Below are 15,418 nucleotides of genomic sequence, written 5' to 3'. Positions count from 1 at the left end.
CATCTTGATTGGACCTTGCAAAGGAGAGTTCCAATGAAGAAGGCCATCCTCGCCGGTGTCGCAGCGCTCGTCATCGCCGGTTCGACAGCGGTGTACGCTCACCCGCATCACCTGTGGTCTCGTGATCGCGTACAACTCAGTCAGCAGGACCGAACGGCTATCGCCGATGCGCGGATTGCGGCGGTCCACGCCGGTCTTACTCTGACGCCGGATCAGGAAAAGCTGTGGCCGCCGGTGGAAAAGGCAATCCGTGATTTTGCCAAGCTTCGGATCGATCGTGCCGACGCCAAGATGCAGGCCAAGAAGGAAAGCAAGAACGAAGCCAAGAATGATGACGCGGAAAAGCAGGCGCCTGTCGATCAGGTGGCGCGGCTTCGCGCGCACGCCGATCGCATGGCCGAGACAGCTGCGGCTTTGAAAAAGATCGCTGATGCTGCCGATCCGCTTTACAAGACCCTCGACGATGGCCAAAAGCGGCGCCTGATGGTTCTCACCCGTATGAATCACGGCTCCGGAATGGGAAGCGGGTGGCACCATCATCACTTTGACCGAGGCGGTGATTGGTCCGATCACAGCAAGGACCGCGACGGGGACTCCGATCACCATGACCAGCAGAAGCCCGGACGCCTCTGATCCGCCGACATAAGATAGCCAAGAGGAAGCCGCCGGAAATCGGCGGCTTTTTCGTCTCTCCGAAGGTTGCGGCGGCAGGGGAAAGCAGGGCTGCTTTGCTGGACATCGCGGGTTCGCTTTGCTAAACGACCCCCTCCCGCAAGGGAATTTCGGACAGTTCCGGGCGATTAGCTCAGTTGGTAGAGCAGCTGACTCTTAATCAGCGGGTCGTAGGTTCGAGCCCTACATCGCCCACCAATAAAATCAATGACTTAAAGCATCCTCGGCTTTATCCCAAGACCTCATCCCAGTTGGGGTACGGGTCGGGGTATGGGTATTCATCCGTTGTTATCCGTTACTGTCCGCTATCATCCGTTACGGGGGAGGTCGCCCAGAGAAGGAATTTTGCATCTGGATTCGGGCGAGCTGTGAGTGCTCAGTCGTCGGATGATTCGCGCGTCTGCATGGCATTTGGTGGAACAGCGGCGCATTTGCTCGAAGTTGCTAGGGTCGTTCATAAGCCTTCGACCGACGTCCGCCGAAGATGGACTCAATCCACGCTGCCGAACAAATAGAATAGCAGCACGATCAGAGCGAACGAGCCGCCTGCAGCGATGGCCAAGCAGATTTTCTGAGATAGCGTGCTTTCGTCCAGCCCCGAATCCGGCCGCCTCAAAAGTCGTGTCATGCTCGCCCCTTTCGATTGGGCGGGAACGCAAAAAGCGTTCTCGTCACCGATACAGAAACGGACCGATTTCTAATTTATGAGATGCTATTGGTTGCACAAGATCACGGCAAATCGGCGGGCCTCAAACTAGCGTGTACCATGCAGGAGCCTGCCCGCGACTGCCCTGGAGTGCGATAGGTGCGGCCGCTTTATCGGGAACGCCACGGCGCGTATGGCCGGGGGGGATTGGTTGAAAAACCAGCCATAGCAAAAGCGTGATCACCACGAGCAAGCCGGTTGTAATTGTGATGATGAAATAGTGAGCCATGTCAGCCAACGTCGGCAGTAAACAGTAGTTTCGGTCGTCTGAAGCATTTTTTCAAAAGACGCTTGTCGACATGCGCATCCGATCAAAAGAACCCCCCAGCCATTCGGTGGAACTGGCTTCGTGGGGAATGTCTCGCACGCCGCACGGCCACCGGTGGCGGCAACCATCTCGGGTCCATTCGTTGAAACATTAAGCAGCGGTTTGGTACCCGCGTTAGCGAACCTGCTTCGCAACACGCTCTACCGGCACAGCCTGATCCGGGCTGGCGCGTGATCGCTGGCGTTGTCTTCGTTTCTGACGTCGCCATCCAAGCCCGCTTCCACTAAGCGGGAAGCAACGGAATGGCTGAGAAGAAAGTGGTCTAGCCGGAGACCGTGATCCTTTTCATAGCGATCTCGCCAGTAGGTCCAGAAGGTATAGATGCGCTCGTCACCGAAAATATCGCGGAGAGCGTCAGTCCATCCGTCCGCAAGGAGCGAGGCAAACGTTCTGCGCGGCGCGGGCTGAACCAGCGCATCCTTAGCCCATGACTTCGTTGGATAGATATCCAGGTCGGTTGGCGCAACGTTGTAGTCGCCGACCAAGAGGGTAGGGTGGCCTTGCTTCTGCACCTGAGCCGCATGCCGAGCCAACCGCGAAAACCATTTCATCTTGTAATCGAACTTCGGTCCCGGCTGAGGATTTCCATTCGGAAGATAAAGGCAGCCAATCAGCATGCCGTCGACAGCGGCTTCGATGTATCTTGCCTCGCGATCAGCGGGATCGCGGGGAAGCCGCCGGCGGGTAACGATCGGTTGCGACCGTTTCGACAAAATGGCGACGCCATTCCAGGACCTTTGCCCCTCCCACACGGCCGAATAGCCGGCACGTTGGAGATCAGACTCCGGAAAGTCTTTCGTCTCGCATTTTAGTTCTTGCAGACAAACAATATCGGGCTTGCTCTGCTTCAGCCATTGCAGGAGATTTGGCAGACGTTTTTTGACGTTGTTGATGTTGAAGGTGGCAATCTTCATGCGGGCTCGGCGGACGCCGCATCCTCGTTTTCGATCTGGAGCGTGCCGCCTACTAAGGGCAGCGTTGCTGTAAAACAGCCCGCATCGCTGCGGGGTTCTTTTTCACCAACCATCTTATCCGCCCTGGGCGAAGCCAAACGTTATGCTCGGCAACACCACAACCATATCATCCGCCGTAACCTTGGCCACCATAGCCACCGCTTAATACTGCGGAGCGTAGCCGTAGCTCCTTTTTTACGGTCATACGATGGCCAAATTGGCCATAATACCGATCATGGCGGTGGCCATAGTGCTGACGCCCATGAAAGTGTCGATAGTGCCGATGTTGAGATTTGCTGCCGGTTGATACTGGGCGACGTCGGTCAGATCCTTTTGATTGGCTGCGTTTGCAGCGGAAACACTGAACAGTGCGGCCGCGCCAACCTCCATCGCTACAATCAACTTATTCAAACTCCCTTCAACGTGTGGAGAGCTAATCAACACGGACGTTCGCGTTCTCGGTGTGACCCAAAATTTCGCTAAGTGGCTGAGCATCCGTTCATATTCGATAACAAGGTCAGTTCGGTTCATTGCCGCGCGGCTATGAACTCCGAAGTTCATGTCGAAGGTCGCGTCGAGCTCGGTAGGTCATTTCGAGCCCAGCATGCGGCTGCTCCACGCGACGCGAGCGAGCTTGTCTGCCTCCTTGCGGGCTTCCAAGCCCGTTGGGCGGCCGTGCAACTGATTTTTGCGACAAGAAGACAAGAGAGTGGAACGGGAGGCAGCTTCAAACGTTGCTGCGAAGATTCATGATCAGGCTGGAGTGGAGAATATGTCACGCGGGATGCCATCGATGACAGCGTTACTCGGCTTGCTCGCGTTGGCAGGTTACCAGAACAGGGACAAGCTCGCAGAGCTTTTAAAGGGCGCAAGCGGCAAGACTACTCAGCCTGAACCCAGAAATCAGCAAGGGCAGCCCTTGGGCGGCCTGTTGGGCAACCTAAGCGGAGTACTCGCGGGTGGCGGAGTGGGTAGTCTTCTTAACGGGGGACTGAACGAACTGCTCGAGCGGTTTAAGGAAAACGGCCAGGGAGATGCCGCCAATTCCTGGGTGAACACTGGGCCTAACAAGGAGCTTCCTGCGCCCCGGTTGAAGGAGGCTATTGGACCAGATGTCTTGGCCGCATTGGAACAGCAAACCGGCCTACCTCAGGAAGAACTGTTAGCAAGACTTTCCCGCGAACTCCCTGCTGCCGTGGACAAGTATACGCCGGACGGACGCATTCCGAGCTGATGGTCGAAACTACTGTAGAGGATTGTTGATATGGGTATTATCTGGACGATTATCATTGGGTTTGTAGCCGGGGTAATAGCGAAATTCATCATGCCGGGCGACAATGAGCCGACCGGCTTTATCCTTACGGCTGTACTCGGCATCGTCGGAGCTTTCGTCGCAACTTATCTTGGTCAGGGACTTGGGTGGTATCGACCTGGAGAAGGAGCGGGCTTGATTGGAGCGGTGGTGGGCGCTGTTATCGTGCTGTTTGTTTATAGCTTCTTTACGGGCCGCCGACGCGCAGTTTGAGCGGCGGAGTAGGTTTGTCGTCGTGCTATCCGGCGGACCGCTCATCTGGAAAAATCCGTTTCATCTAGGACGTGTTTGCCGATAACGCGTCGCACTATCCTCGTTTTGTGAGCTCTCATGTTCGCCTATCAGTCCGGCAAGGTCGTCTCCGGTTTTTCATTCGCCAGAGCCATTATCGAACGGAGTGGCTGGGGCAGGCTTCTGATTGCTGTGATCCTCATCGATTGCGTGCTCGGGGCCGGCGCCTGGTTCGCCGTCGGCTACATGGTCGGAGATTAAATTCTCAGCCGAAGTCAAAATCCGAACAACCAAGTAGGCAGACTTGAGGCGGAACCGAGTGCAATTGGCAACGCGATGGGCAGGCTGATGAAAGGATAGCGACTAGTGTGCGTGTTGTGGATGGCGCGGGATCGGTTGCCTATCGGCCGCGAGCCGTCTCGGCCAGCCCCCAGCCGATCCAAGGGGCTTATTTTCGGCATTGGGAGGGTCGAGCATGAAGACGTTTGCCGTCGCAATTGACCTCCATAAGCGAGCTGAGGTCCTACGGGACGAATATCTAAACGCCAAGCCTTGGCCACACGTCGTTGTCGCGAACGGCTTTCCCGATGACTTCCTGGATGAGATCGCGGATGAAGTCGCGAACATTGATCAATCGCACATCATCTCGAGCCTCGATGTTCGTCAAATCAAGCAGGAAGCCTCACAAGGTTTTGGTCCAGCCACCCAGCATTTTTTTGACTTGGTGGACGGCGAAAGCTTCCGCGAGTTCATCTCAACTGTGACAGGCGTTGACAACCTGCTGTCCGATCCAAGCCACAAGTTGGCGGGCGCGCACCGGACGCCACCGGGAGGGTATACCAAAATCCATCGCGATTTCGAGATGCACCCTGACACTGGGCTATTCCATCGAGTGAATTTACTTGTCTATCTGAATCGTGACTGGCCAGACTCATATGGCGGCAGTCTCGAATTGTGGCCAACGGACATGTCAGCTATCGGCCGCCGCGTATTTCCGCGCTTCAATACGATGGTTCTTTGGGAAACGCACGGCGGGACGCTGCATGGTCTTCCCGATCCCGTGAGATGTCCTCCGAACCGGATGCGCTTATCGGTCGCATCGTATTACTATACCAAAGAATGCCGACCGGCAGCCGCTGGTGAACGACGAGGTGGTCGCTATTGGGCCGCCCGACCCGAGGATGATCGCTCAATAGAGCACGTAGGTTGGCTGGATCGTGCGCGATCAGTGACGCCCGAGCCGCTGAAATTTTGGTTCCGAGCAGCGCGTGATCAATTGGTGCGAAGAAGGCCGAATTGAGCGCGTCGGAACGATGCGCGGACCTGTGAACTCGACAGTCCCGAAAGCGTCCCTTTACGTGCGGAGCACGTCTGCACAGCGGCCATTACTCTGAGGCTGGCATTCAGTTCACAATCTAGGTCGCAAACTTAACCAGCTCCCGTTCGGCGCCCGCGCGGAACCCGGCTCTTTCGCCCACCGCGAAGCAAGGCCTCGAGCGGACGAGCGCCGGCGGCCCGACAAAGCCGAAGGCTCGCTCTCCTGAGCTCTAGATGGAAATATTCGGTCTCGAATTTTTATGACCGGCCATTCAATGAGCTGGGACGTCAGCGCGCCGAACAGGATTGCCGCTACGACGGTCCCTCCTACTGCGGCCAGCCAGTGCATGGCGTTTCCTGCTTCGAGTGAGGGGCTGAAAAGTCGATAGGTGATCCCGAGGACCGTCACATGCCAGAGATAGATGCTGTAAGAATACCGGCCGATCCGTGCCGCCATAGCGTGCAGCCAGGTGGTCATGGAAAGATGCAGCATTCCGATCAGAATGAAAGTTGAGGCAAGGGCTCTAACCGGGAGTATGCGATACAGCGATACGTCATTTAAGTTGGGCCAGGGCGCAACTAGGCTCGCCATCAGCGCGATCCCTCCAATTATGAAAGGCCAGCGCCAAGCGCAGAGCTTAGCGAACATCCCGGGATTGGACTCAGAAATTGCACGGACGCCAGCTCCTACCAGCAGACCATCAAGCCATAAATGAGTGGCTGGCATCGTGGGGTCGAAAAGGTAAGGGTCACCAGCCAAGGCGCAGATTGCTCTGAACGCGCTCCAAATCAGCGGCGCCAACAAAAAGAGCGGAGCGATCCAGGACGCTTTCCCCATCCGAACAAATGCAACCAAGAACGCAGCAAGCAAAAGATAGAACTGCTCCTCAACTGCTAAGCTCCACGTGTGTAGAGCCGGGTTCGGTCCCACGTAGTTATTAAGAAACAAAACATTCGGCCAATAGTCTGACATCACACTAGATAGCGTTGCGGTTCCTTTTAGGAGAGGCATGGCGACGAGATACGTCACGAATACGAAATAGGCAGGCCATATTTTTAAGCTTCGTCGGATCAAGAACCTACTAACATCAATTGTGCCGGAGTTGCGGTTCTCGACGAGGAGTAGGCCGTAGACAAGATATCCTGAGAGCGTGAAGAACAACGGCACGCCAAACCCGCCCCATTCGTGCCAAGCCCAGGCAATGGAGCCCACGATACCGTCCGGCTCCTCAAATCGGAGATGTGCACCCATGACTAAAAGGATGGCACACGCGCGAACGACATCAATTTGAACAGAACGCCTGTACCCTACAGGCCCGACCATCTGTTTAAAGCCAACGTCAATTCGGGAGGTGTTCAACGTGGATGCAATCTGCACCATTGTCCTCCTAACAGCGGAAAAGGTGAAAGATCGACGCCGCACAACGGCTAAGAGGACAAGGGCGCGGACGTCGTTGCGAATTGTTCTCTGCTCAATCGGCACAAACAGCCTGGGCTTGTCGGTGAGCCCTCTCGAGAGCAGCGGAATGACTCCAGGTGTTTCGCGTGCCGCAGCCAGGGCAGAAGCTTGAGGCGGTTTTCCCTATCGCGATCTGAACCTTGTCAGACCATCTGTGGCTGCAATGCCCGCAGCGGAGGATGTATTCTCTTACGACCGGTGGAATTGTTCGAGAGACCCGTTCACAACCCGCAGAGCTGCCTCTATCCGCTGTGTCATCAACTTTCCCTCCAGGTCGGCTATGTGCCGCCAGTTGTGGGAATTTGCGTATTGGCCGGAGCGAGCGAGTAAAAGTCTGGGACTCGAAGCTGCACCATTTAAGATTGATCGGGCGGTTGTCCGTCGGGTTGCCATTGACGTGGATTGCTGCCGGCAATGCGGTCGGATTAGGGACAAATGCCAATGCAACCAGCCGGTGAACCTCCTCGATTCTCCGAGGTGAGCACAGGCGTACAACAAAATACCCAAAGTCATTCATCCGCCTGTGAAGGAGGAACCCGCCTATTGCGGCGACATGTCCAAAGTTCGAGACTTCGTAGAAGTCATCGATCGCCCGCCATTGCTCGTTTCGATAGTCGATCATTTCCGTGGCTTATTAAGGCGTTCGGACTTGTCCGATAACGTCGCCCTCAGGCTTAACGAACCGAAACTGGTAACGCCGCTAAACAGCGGGGTCATTCCAACTGAGAGGAATGGCTGCCACAAACATCTTCCTGATAACTCTAGGGCCGCTTTATCTTGAGTTCGCAAGCACAGCGCCGACTCACGCTCCATTAGCGCACCGCTGAATTAGTGAACCGGAAGGGCTTTTTTGGGACGATACGATGACGGCAAGGTTCGCGTTCTTTGACCAGCTCGTGTCCACGGAACGCGGGCTTTACGAACGGAGTGAACCATCGACCGTTCAACTGCTTCGGGATGAGAGTGATGGTTTGGCGCTCGCAAGAGAACTAGGAACTGACGAAAAAGCACGACTTCAAGCGACTGTCGTGGCGTGATCGGAGGATCATTCCACGGGCTTGTTGGGTTGCAGCGTTAGCGATCCCGTTTGGTACTGGCGACGATGGACCAGAGTCTCGCGAAGCTGTCGAATGCACAAGTGCGAATGCGGCGATACGAAGTGCTGAGCGAATGGCGCGGACTGAGGGGCATATCGGTGCGGTTGCGTTCAGCCGTACAGGCGATCCTGCCAGCGGTGAGTTTGCAGATGCGGTTTTGTTGAAAGCATTTGGCGAAGTGCCGAGTGATTGAGCGCGCTTTAGGACTCTATTCTAAACTTCGCGAGCGAAACCAAAAAACGAGTGGATTCCGTATCGCACCCTCACATTAAAAGAGCTTTTCCCCCAACCTTGCTTCAGCGTATTATTTGAATGGCGGATGAATATTAGCGCTATTTTCGAGGCACACCCTATGCTCAATGTGAGCCCGGAAGCGGGCGGGAATCAGAATGAGGCATTCCCGTTTCGCGGCGGCGAGATGGGTTCGCTTATTCGAGCGTTCGACTTTTCCAAAACCAGCTTGGGGCCGATTTCCGGATGGCCGGCGCATCTGAGGACCACCGTGGGGCTGATGTTACCCGCAAAGGCCCAGATCGTGCTGTTTTGGGGGCCGGATTTTCTAGCTCTATATAACGACGCCTATGCTCCAACCATTGGTAACAAACACCCGACAGCGTTTGCGCGACCGGCACGAGAGAGCTGGACGGAGCTATGGAGTGATCTTGAACCGTTGCTAACCCGCGTTCTTCTTACGGGCGAAACGGTGTCCGCGAAGGATCGACCGTTCGAGATCGAGCGGCACGGTTATCCCGAAACCGTCTACTTCAACATTTCATATTCTCCAATCTCCGACGAGACAGGCCGAATCGACGGCGTTTTGTGCATCGTCGAAGAGACGACACAGCGCGTCGTCACCGACCGGGCGTTGGTGAAAGCGGAAGAACGGCTCTCCTACGCGCTGCAGGCGGCCGGCATGATCGGGACCTTTGATACCGACCTTCAAACGGGTACCGTGTATTCGGATGCCCGCTTCGCGACGATGTTCTCGGTAGCGCCTGAAAAGGGTGCCGCTGGTGCACCGCTTGCCGATTACCTTGCGGGAATCCATTCGGATGACGTGCAGCGGGTCAGCGATGCCATACAGCAAGCGATTGTGACCGGAGAGAAATGCGTTTTGGAATACCGCGTCCAGAAAACGGATGGGACGGTTCACTGGCTTGAGGTGCATGGCCAATGTCTCTATGACGAATCTGGCAAGCCTTGTCGGATGCCTGGCGTTGCAGTGGACATTAGCGACCGGAAGCGAGCCGAGCTAGCGAGCGGGCATCTTGCCGCAATTGTCGAGTCGTCTGACGACGCGATCATTAGTAAGAATCTCGATGGCATCATCACGAGCTGGAATGTCGGAGCAGAGCGATTGTTCGGTTTTTCAGCCGAAGAAATTGTCGGAAAACCCGTCACCGTCCTAATCCCGGAGGATCGGCAGAAGGAGGAACCCGACATCCTCGCGCGGCTTCGCAGGGGCGAGCGTGTCGAGCATTTTGAGACGGTCCGTCGGCGAAAGGACGGCAGTCTAGTCGATCTATCGCTGACGATTTCACCGATCCGAAACAGTGACAACCATATCATCGGCGCTTCCAAGATTGCTCGCGATGTCACCGATCGCAAGGCGGCCGAACGTCTAAATTTCACTTTGCTGCGTGAGATGAAGCATCGGCTCAAGAACAATCTGTCGACCGTGCTCGCGATCGCACGGCAAAGCTTCGGCGGTCATGAGAGTGAAAGCGAGGACTTTCGCAAATTCGAGGCACGTTTGCTGGCCTTGTCGAAAGGCCATGATCTGATCACCCGCGAGGAATGGGATAGCGCAGAACTGAGGGATATCGTTGCGCAGATCATCACTGTGCATGGACGCCGGCGATTCCAGATCGAAGGGTCCGATCTGCGGCTCTCTCCAAAATCCGCACTGGCATTGACGTTGGCACTACACGAGTTAGCGACGAACGCCGCCAAATATGGTGCACTGTCCGTCCCGACTGGCAGAGTCACGATAGGGTGGGGGATCGAGCAGCGCGACGTCCCATGGTTTACCTTTCGTTGGCAGGAACAGGATGGCCCGGCTGTCTCAGAACCCAGTCGAAAGGGATTCGGTTCGCGATTGATTGAACGTGTGCTCGCGCTCGAACTCAGCGGCGATGTCCGGATCACTTATGAAACATCCGGCGTCGTCTGTGAAATCGTCGCTCCCCTTGCTGCCGACTGGGAAGAAGGATCGCAAACCTAGAGTAAAGATTCGCGATCTGTCGGTGCTGCACCCGTGGTAAAATCAGTCGGACATGGATGGGAACACATTGAACCGAAATGGAAATTTGGCGCGGCGAGGATAGTTTCGATTTAATTAGCGTCGAACATTAAATACCGCTAAAATTAAAGTCGTGCATTTGACCGAACCTGGTCCTCTTGGAATTGGAGCCATCGAATGAAAGCCGCACTTCAGACTTTATCGGCAGCGGCCTTAGTCGCCATCATTGCTTCACCTGCTCTGGCCTGCAACGGCGGGGGCAATTGCGAAAACGCACCCGGCCAACTTAAAAAAAATGGGGTGCACGGAGCGCCTGGACCAATTGTCGGCGCGGCTGGCCTTCCGTTTCTCGCCGCCGGTTATGGCGTTTACTGGCTGGTGAGACGTCGACGCAAATCCGCCTGATATTCGGGCGCTGTCGGCTAGCCTGTTCACCGACGGGAGCAGCCCCAATGTTGCCCGTCTAGGGACCCCAGAGCCCGTCGACGCCCCCTCGTCGGCGGGCTCGCGCTTTGTTTTAAGGCAAGTGGCGAAGCGGGGGTGAAGGCGAGGCGATGAGGCTGAACGCCAAACGGACCTCTCCTACGGCAAGAAAATGCCGGTCTGGTTTGCGATCGACGAGAGCCGACCGTTGCTAGCCTTTGCCGGGATCTGGACTAACCTGGACATGCGTGCGGAAGGCGAAAGAAGGTGAGATCGCTGCGGACGTTTTCAGCTTCCTTACGTGTCAGCCAAACCTTGAGATCGCCAAGCCGCATCCGAAGGGCATGCCCGTGATCCTGACCACTGAGAGGATGATGTCTAGATGCGGGCACCATCGGATCAAGCCAAATCGCTACGACGACCCTTGCCAGACGAATCCCTCCGGATCGTCACAACCGGTGATAAGCAGGATGGTATAACGGGGTGAACTGGTCCCGCCGCTTCGACAATCCTGTCCCGATGCCAAACGGCAGCACCATTCGCACGCTTGGCGAAGCGGCCGAATATGCGATCAGGCGGTCAAAGAAGGCCCGCAACACCGAGCCCTGGCAGCGGGCCGCCAAGGGGCTGCAGTTGGCAGCGGAACACGGCGGTCCATTCATATTTATCGCACGGATCTACTTTTGCCGGGCCGTGCACGGCGCAATCGCGCGCGACCGATTCTTGCCAGGAACAACTCCCGATTACTGAAGTTGTTGGGTCGGCCCGCACTCGTGTCCTGAGCAACCCAAATGAACAGCTTCTCGATCGATCAAGCTAGACACGCATCTCTCGCTTGTTCCCTTACGTATCTCGCCAGTCAACAACACAATCTCGAGCTTGAAATGGCCGCTATCCAACAGATGAGGCTTAAACTCCGCGAAGCATTCAATGCAGTTCCGCAAAAGAAGATGGTTGGCACCATCAGAGGGGTTGGAGTTCACAGTTTCGAGTGAGGAACCTAAAGCCAACCGCGTTTTGGCTCTCCGTTGAACAACGGAGAAACGCATCGATGAAGAAAGTTATTCTGAGCGCGGTCATTGCATTCGCGGCTACATCGGCATTGGCTCAGGCCGTGGTTCACGAGGAATACTATGTCGTCCGCGACCCCGCGACGAAGAGGTGCACCATCGTCGACCAAAAGCCAACCGTTACGGCCACCATCGTCGACCACGGCATCTTCAAGACCCGGTCCCAAGCCGAGACCGGTATGAAAACGATGATCCCGACCGTCATCTGCGTCGGTCGCAGCGACAAAATCGGAATTGGTTGCAGGATCGGTTCGCGCGTGCCCACCATATAAGAAGCTCTTCGTCTCCCTCGGACGACTATGGCATGTTGTCTTCGGATAGCAATGGCGTTGAACCGCTAGTGCGGAGCCTATGATAGACAGCCCACCGGCTGGCAATTGCGTGCGGATTTTCGCTCGCCCCGTTGTTGATGGTTAGGCGAAGATGTAGGTTGGCGTTGCAGTTTCCCAAGGAGTTGTTTTATGCGAAGCTTACTCTCTACGCTGATAGGCATCAGCGCCTGTTTAATGGCGTTGAATGGAAGCGCTTGCGCGCAGGATCAAAGCGCAGATTGGGCGCAGATCGATGAGATACTTGCTCGGAAGCCGGCCGTCACTGAAGACGTGCATCGATATGGCTTTCCTCGAACCGATTTGACGGTGACCCTTGATGGCGTGACGATCAAGCCGGCTTTGGCGCTCGGCGGCTGGGTCGCATTTAAGCGAGCTCACGATGGCGCTATGGCGATGGGAGACCTCGTATTGCTGGAGAGTGAAATCAATCCAGTCATGTTGAAGATGATTGCTGGCGGGCTCGAGATTACGGCTATCCATAATCATCTTCTTCGGGCGAACCCGGCGACGTTCTACATGCATGTGGCCGGGCATGGAGACCCCGCCAAACTCGCAACCGCGCTCCATGATGCGCTTGCCGAAAGTAAAACCCCGCTTCAGGTGACGCCGTCGTCAAATCCACCTTCTGCTGTCGACCTTGATACGGCGCAGCTAGACGAAATTATCGGCGCGAAGGGTAAGACCAATGGCGGCGTTTATCAGTTCAATGTGCCGCGACGTGATCCTGTCAGCGAAAGTGGTATGCAGCTAACGCCGGCCGGGCCAATGGGTGTAGCGATCGGAGTCAACTTTCAACCGACGGGCGATGGTAAGGCTGCCATCACCGGCGACTTCGTCCTGACAGGCGATGAGGTCAATCCGGTAGTAGCTGCGCTGCGCACGCACGGCATCGAAGTCACGGCGCTTCACAGCCATATGCTGGATGAGCAGCCAAGGCTCTTCTTCATGCACTTTTGGGCCAATGACGATGCTATCAAGCTCGCCAAAGGACTGCGGGCAGCACTCGACAAGACCGCAAGCACAAAAAACTAAGACGATTAGAGTACTAGGTTGGAGTCAACATGCACACACATTCAATAGACCAATGGGTCCATGGCCATGTTTTTCTCGGTGAGCGGCACGCCCATAACGAGCGCCGAACTTGGATTGTTGTGGCGCTCACGACATCAATGATGGTCGGAGAGATCGCGGCAGGCACGCTATTTGGATCGATGGCGTTGTTGGCAGACGGTTGGCACATGGCGACGCACGCAGCGGCGTTGGGCATTGCAGGGTTAGCCTATTTGTTGGCTCGCAGGCATGCCCAAAACTCGCGATTTGCCTTTGGTACAGGAAAGTTCGGCGATCTTGCCGCCTTTTCCAGCGCAATCATGCTTGCAATGATTGCCCTGCAGATCGCTTATGAAAGCGTGGTTCGGCTCTTTAATCCGGTCACAATTTTCTACAACGAAGCGGTAGTGGTCGCGGTGCTGGGATTAACGGTCAATATCGCCAGCGCATGGCTCCTTCAAGACTCTCACCACCACCACCATGGAAGCGATCATTCGCACCACCACCACGATAACAATCTCCGTGCCGCTTACGTCCATGTACTGGCAGATGCCGCCACATCGGTGCTGGCAATCGCAGCGCTATTGCTCGCGATGCACTTTGGATGGACTTGGGCCGATCCTCTAGTTGGCATCTTGGTTAGTCTGGTTATCGGTAGCTGGGCCTATGGGCTGATCCGAGATTCCGGGGCTGTGCTCTTGGATGTCAGCGCGGACAAAAATCTCGAAACAACCATCCGCGAGCGAATTGAAACCAAGGGTGATCGTGTCACCGACCTTCATTTGTGGCAGGTAGGGCCAGGACATCGGGCCGCAATCATTTCGGTTATTTCCGACAATCCGCTGCCGCCCAAGACGTACAAGCGGCGGCTCGGAGGGTTGCGTGGCCTTAGTCACTTAACAATAGAAGTCGAGGCTTGTCCGCACCACGCACATGGCTAATGGCACGATGCACCCCGTCGATTTTCGACGGGGTGCTTCAAGCGATCTCACTGGCGCGGCCAGTGCCACTTTCCGCCAGCAAAGGCGGGCGGCAAGAGCACACCGTTAAGCGAGTCCTCGTAACGAGGCGGCTGGGCTCGGTTTCGAGAAACTACCATCTCGCGCTTCTCCAACGTCGGCGTGATGATGATCTCTCGGCCGTAGTAATTATGAATCTCAGTAGCACCCCGGACCGGCTCGCCATCTGAGCCAATGGTCGCGCGCCGCACGTCCTCGCGCGGTGCTTCATACTGATACTTCGTTTCCTTCGTGTCTGGGGGACTACCAGGATAGCGGTAGACCCAACATGGCACCTTCGCACGTTGTTCAGTGGCGTCGGTGCCGGGCGTGGTGCGGTGAATATCTACGTAGCTTCGCACCGGCTCGCAGACGTCGTTGGTGCGCAGCTGTGCGTTGATAGCCTCGCGTTCCCCGTCCATCGCCTTCAGCTTGGCGATGATTCCGCCGATCGCACTGGCGTGTTCGTCATAGGCGGCCAACAGCTTCGCGGCTTCCTTTTCGTTCGCCTTGCGGCACGCTTCGGCAAGGGCGCGAAGCGCGGCGTCGGCGGTTGCTTTTGCAGCAGCTCCTTCCGCAGCGAGCACGGTTGGAAGTTGGTCGTTCAACAGCGCAATGCGGGAGTCGAGTCGCGCAATGGCGCGTTTCGTTGCCGCAATGTCGGCTTCGGTCTTTACATGTTCGGCATCAGTCATCGTGGCGATGGCCGCAAGCTTGGGGCCGATCTCCGCCTGGAGGCGCTTGATTTCAGACTCGCTGTAATCGATTTCCGCCTTAATGGTTTCCGACGTGATGGCGGTCTTGGCGGGGAAGAATTTTTCGAGGATACCCATAGTTTCTCTTCTTTCTTTCAGGTGGTGATCGCGGCGACTGCGCGACGCCAAAGTTGATTTGCGGAATACTCGTTCGCGGCAGCGGCTATCGTGTCGCGTTGGAGCGCTGTTGCCTCAATGAGTTGCTTTCTCGCGCTAGCAAAGGCTTGCGATGCAGCCCTTGCCTCACGGATCGCGTTCTTGCGGGCGGCCATGCCTTTAGTCCTTACAAGCCTGGAATGCTTCGCTGGCTTTGAGCCAGGCTTGGAACGCGCTGGCCTCAGCGTGAAGTGCGAATACGCGATTGTCGGCGAAACCGGCGTGTCAACGGCGGAGCAAAACCAAGCCACGGAGGCGGAGTAAAAGCAGGCCAGTCTGGGCGCGGCAGAGGCCGCTCGCGAAGCGCGCTTTTCCCT

At 56.2% G+C, this 15,418-nt stretch carries 18 protein-coding genes and 1 tRNA gene; 13 read left to right on the top strand and 6 right to left on the bottom strand.

The features are described 5' to 3' along the window. The first annotated feature begins 33 nt into the window (after positions 1-33). Positions 34-633, top strand: a complete 600-nt coding sequence (locus tag GGQ85_RS10435) for a Spy/CpxP family protein refolding chaperone (RefSeq protein WP_309774455.1) — start codon at positions 34-36, stop codon at positions 631-633. A gap of 161 nt (positions 634-794) precedes the next feature. Further along, positions 795-870, top strand: a tRNA-Lys gene (locus GGQ85_RS10430). A gap of 292 nt (positions 871-1,162) precedes the next feature. Here the strand turns inward: GGQ85_RS10430 and GGQ85_RS10425 are convergent. The 3 genes from GGQ85_RS10425 to GGQ85_RS10415 all read right to left on the bottom strand — a co-directional run bounded on the left by GGQ85_RS10425 (position 1,163) and on the right by GGQ85_RS10415 (position 3,220). Next, on the bottom strand, positions 1,163-1,300 hold the full coding sequence (locus GGQ85_RS10425) for a hypothetical protein (protein ID WP_309774454.1): 138 nt from the start codon (positions 1,298-1,300) through the stop codon (positions 1,163-1,165). Positions 1,301-1,846: 546 nt separating this feature from the next. After that, a complete protein-coding gene (locus GGQ85_RS10420) occupies positions 1,847-2,620 on the bottom strand; it encodes an exodeoxyribonuclease III (RefSeq protein ID WP_309774453.1) in 774 nt (257 codons plus the stop codon). A 240-nt stretch (positions 2,621-2,860) separates the two neighbouring features. Beyond that, entirely contained in the window at positions 2,861-3,220 is a 360-nt protein-coding gene (locus GGQ85_RS10415) for an Alb1 domain-containing protein (protein WP_309774452.1), read from the bottom strand. A gap of 211 nt (positions 3,221-3,431) precedes the next feature. Between GGQ85_RS10415 and GGQ85_RS10410 the strand changes: the two genes are divergently transcribed. The 4 genes from GGQ85_RS10410 to GGQ85_RS10395 all read left to right on the top strand — a co-directional run bounded on the left by GGQ85_RS10410 (position 3,432) and on the right by GGQ85_RS10395 (position 5,502). After that, positions 3,432-3,893: a YidB family protein gene (locus tag GGQ85_RS10410; RefSeq protein WP_309774521.1), complete on the top strand. Its 462-nt coding sequence runs from the start codon at positions 3,432-3,434 to the stop codon at positions 3,891-3,893. 30 nt (positions 3,894-3,923) lie between these two features. Beyond that, the gene (locus tag GGQ85_RS10405) at positions 3,924-4,184 is read left to right on the top strand and encodes a GlsB/YeaQ/YmgE family stress response membrane protein (protein ID WP_309774451.1); all 261 of its coding nucleotides are present in this window, start codon (positions 3,924-3,926) and stop codon (positions 4,182-4,184) included. A gap of 117 nt (positions 4,185-4,301) precedes the next feature. Further along, positions 4,302-4,463, top strand: coding sequence for a hypothetical protein (locus GGQ85_RS10400; RefSeq protein WP_309774450.1), 162 nt, complete (start codon positions 4,302-4,304; stop codon positions 4,461-4,463). Positions 4,464-4,677: 214 nt separating this feature from the next. After that, a complete protein-coding gene (locus GGQ85_RS10395) occupies positions 4,678-5,502 on the top strand; it encodes a 2OG-Fe(II) oxygenase (protein ID WP_309774449.1) in 825 nt (274 codons plus the stop codon). Between the two features lie 108 nt (positions 5,503-5,610). Here the strand turns inward: GGQ85_RS10395 and GGQ85_RS10390 are convergent, their stop codons facing one another. Then, positions 5,611-6,900, bottom strand: coding sequence for an acyltransferase family protein (locus tag GGQ85_RS10390; protein ID WP_309774448.1), 1,290 nt, complete (start codon positions 6,898-6,900; stop codon positions 5,611-5,613). A 1,125-nt stretch (positions 6,901-8,025) separates the two neighbouring features. On the opposite strand from GGQ85_RS10390, the gene GGQ85_RS10385 reads away from it, so the two are divergent. From GGQ85_RS10385 to dmeF, 7 genes are all read left to right on the top strand, one after another. Next, positions 8,026-8,268 carry a hypothetical protein gene (locus GGQ85_RS10385; RefSeq protein ID WP_309774520.1) on the top strand — a complete coding sequence of 81 codons (243 nt, stop codon included), beginning with the start codon at positions 8,026-8,028 and terminating at the stop codon, positions 8,266-8,268. Between the two features lie 159 nt (positions 8,269-8,427). Continuing rightward, the gene (locus tag GGQ85_RS10380) at positions 8,428-10,299 is read left to right on the top strand and encodes a PAS domain-containing HWE histidine kinase family protein (RefSeq protein ID WP_309774447.1); all 1,872 of its coding nucleotides are present in this window, start codon (positions 8,428-8,430) and stop codon (positions 10,297-10,299) included. Between the two features lie 195 nt (positions 10,300-10,494). Beyond that, positions 10,495-10,722, top strand: coding sequence for a hypothetical protein (locus GGQ85_RS10375; protein WP_309774446.1), 228 nt, complete (start codon positions 10,495-10,497; stop codon positions 10,720-10,722). Positions 10,723-11,223: 501 nt separating this feature from the next. Continuing rightward, positions 11,224-11,490, top strand: coding sequence for a hypothetical protein (locus GGQ85_RS10370; protein ID WP_309774445.1), 267 nt, complete (start codon positions 11,224-11,226; stop codon positions 11,488-11,490). A gap of 301 nt (positions 11,491-11,791) precedes the next feature. Further along, the gene (locus GGQ85_RS10365) at positions 11,792-12,082 is read left to right on the top strand and encodes a hypothetical protein (RefSeq protein ID WP_309774444.1); all 291 of its coding nucleotides are present in this window, start codon (positions 11,792-11,794) and stop codon (positions 12,080-12,082) included. Positions 12,083-12,271: 189 nt separating this feature from the next. Next, positions 12,272-13,174, top strand: a complete 903-nt coding sequence (locus tag GGQ85_RS10360) for a DUF1259 domain-containing protein (RefSeq protein ID WP_309774443.1) — start codon at positions 12,272-12,274, stop codon at positions 13,172-13,174. Positions 13,175-13,203: 29 nt separating this feature from the next. Then, positions 13,204-14,133, top strand: a complete 930-nt coding sequence (gene dmeF, locus GGQ85_RS10355) for a CDF family Co(II)/Ni(II) efflux transporter DmeF (protein ID WP_309774442.1) — start codon at positions 13,204-13,206, stop codon at positions 14,131-14,133. A 47-nt stretch (positions 14,134-14,180) separates the two neighbouring features. Here the strand turns inward: dmeF and GGQ85_RS10350 are convergent, their stop codons facing one another. Both GGQ85_RS10350 and GGQ85_RS10345 read right to left on the bottom strand, forming a co-directional pair. Further along, positions 14,181-15,023, bottom strand: coding sequence for a hypothetical protein (locus GGQ85_RS10350; protein ID WP_309774440.1), 843 nt, complete (start codon positions 15,021-15,023; stop codon positions 14,181-14,183). A gap of 17 nt (positions 15,024-15,040) precedes the next feature. Continuing rightward, positions 15,041-15,418: hypothetical protein (locus tag GGQ85_RS10345; RefSeq protein ID WP_309774439.1), on the bottom strand; the 378-nt coding region annotated here is incomplete at its 5' end.

Origin of the sequence: Nitrobacter vulgaris, assembly GCF_031453995.1 — a bacterium.
Taxonomy (GTDB): Bacteria; Pseudomonadota; Alphaproteobacteria; order Rhizobiales; family Xanthobacteraceae; genus Nitrobacter; species Nitrobacter vulgaris.
The sequence above is the reverse complement of the archived record's forward strand: the minus strand, read 5'-3'. Positions and strand labels throughout refer to the sequence as shown.

Excerpts from the sequence above, each read along its gene's own strand:
- GGQ85_RS10435 (WP_309774455.1), top strand. The coding sequence starts at position 34 with ATGAAGAAGGCCATCCTCGCCGGTGTCGCAGCGCTCGTCATCGCCGGT.
- GGQ85_RS10425 (WP_309774454.1), bottom strand. The coding sequence starts at position 1,300 with ATGACACGACTTTTGAGGCGGCCGGATTCGGGGCTGGACGAAAGCACG.
- GGQ85_RS10420 (WP_309774453.1), bottom strand. The coding sequence starts at position 2,620 with ATGAAGATTGCCACCTTCAACATCAACAACGTCAAAAAACGTCTGCCA.
- GGQ85_RS10415 (WP_309774452.1), bottom strand. The coding sequence starts at position 3,220 with ATGAACTTCGGAGTTCATAGCCGCGCGGCAATGAACCGAACTGACCTT.
- GGQ85_RS10410 (WP_309774521.1), top strand. The coding sequence starts at position 3,432 with ATGTCACGCGGGATGCCATCGATGACAGCGTTACTCGGCTTGCTCGCG.
- GGQ85_RS10405 (WP_309774451.1), top strand. The coding sequence starts at position 3,924 with ATGGGTATTATCTGGACGATTATCATTGGGTTTGTAGCCGGGGTAATA.
- GGQ85_RS10400 (WP_309774450.1), top strand. The coding sequence starts at position 4,302 with ATGTTCGCCTATCAGTCCGGCAAGGTCGTCTCCGGTTTTTCATTCGCC.
- GGQ85_RS10395 (WP_309774449.1), top strand. The coding sequence starts at position 4,678 with ATGAAGACGTTTGCCGTCGCAATTGACCTCCATAAGCGAGCTGAGGTC.
- GGQ85_RS10390 (WP_309774448.1), bottom strand. The coding sequence starts at position 6,900 with ATGGTGCAGATTGCATCCACGTTGAACACCTCCCGAATTGACGTTGGC.
- GGQ85_RS10380 (WP_309774447.1), top strand. The coding sequence starts at position 8,428 with ATGCTCAATGTGAGCCCGGAAGCGGGCGGGAATCAGAATGAGGCATTC.
- GGQ85_RS10375 (WP_309774446.1), top strand. The coding sequence starts at position 10,495 with ATGAAAGCCGCACTTCAGACTTTATCGGCAGCGGCCTTAGTCGCCATC.
- GGQ85_RS10365 (WP_309774444.1), top strand. The coding sequence starts at position 11,792 with ATGAAGAAAGTTATTCTGAGCGCGGTCATTGCATTCGCGGCTACATCG.
- GGQ85_RS10360 (WP_309774443.1), top strand. The coding sequence starts at position 12,272 with ATGCGAAGCTTACTCTCTACGCTGATAGGCATCAGCGCCTGTTTAATG.
- dmeF (WP_309774442.1), top strand. The coding sequence starts at position 13,204 with ATGCACACACATTCAATAGACCAATGGGTCCATGGCCATGTTTTTCTC.
- GGQ85_RS10350 (WP_309774440.1), bottom strand. The coding sequence starts at position 15,023 with ATGGGTATCCTCGAAAAATTCTTCCCCGCCAAGACCGCCATCACGTCG.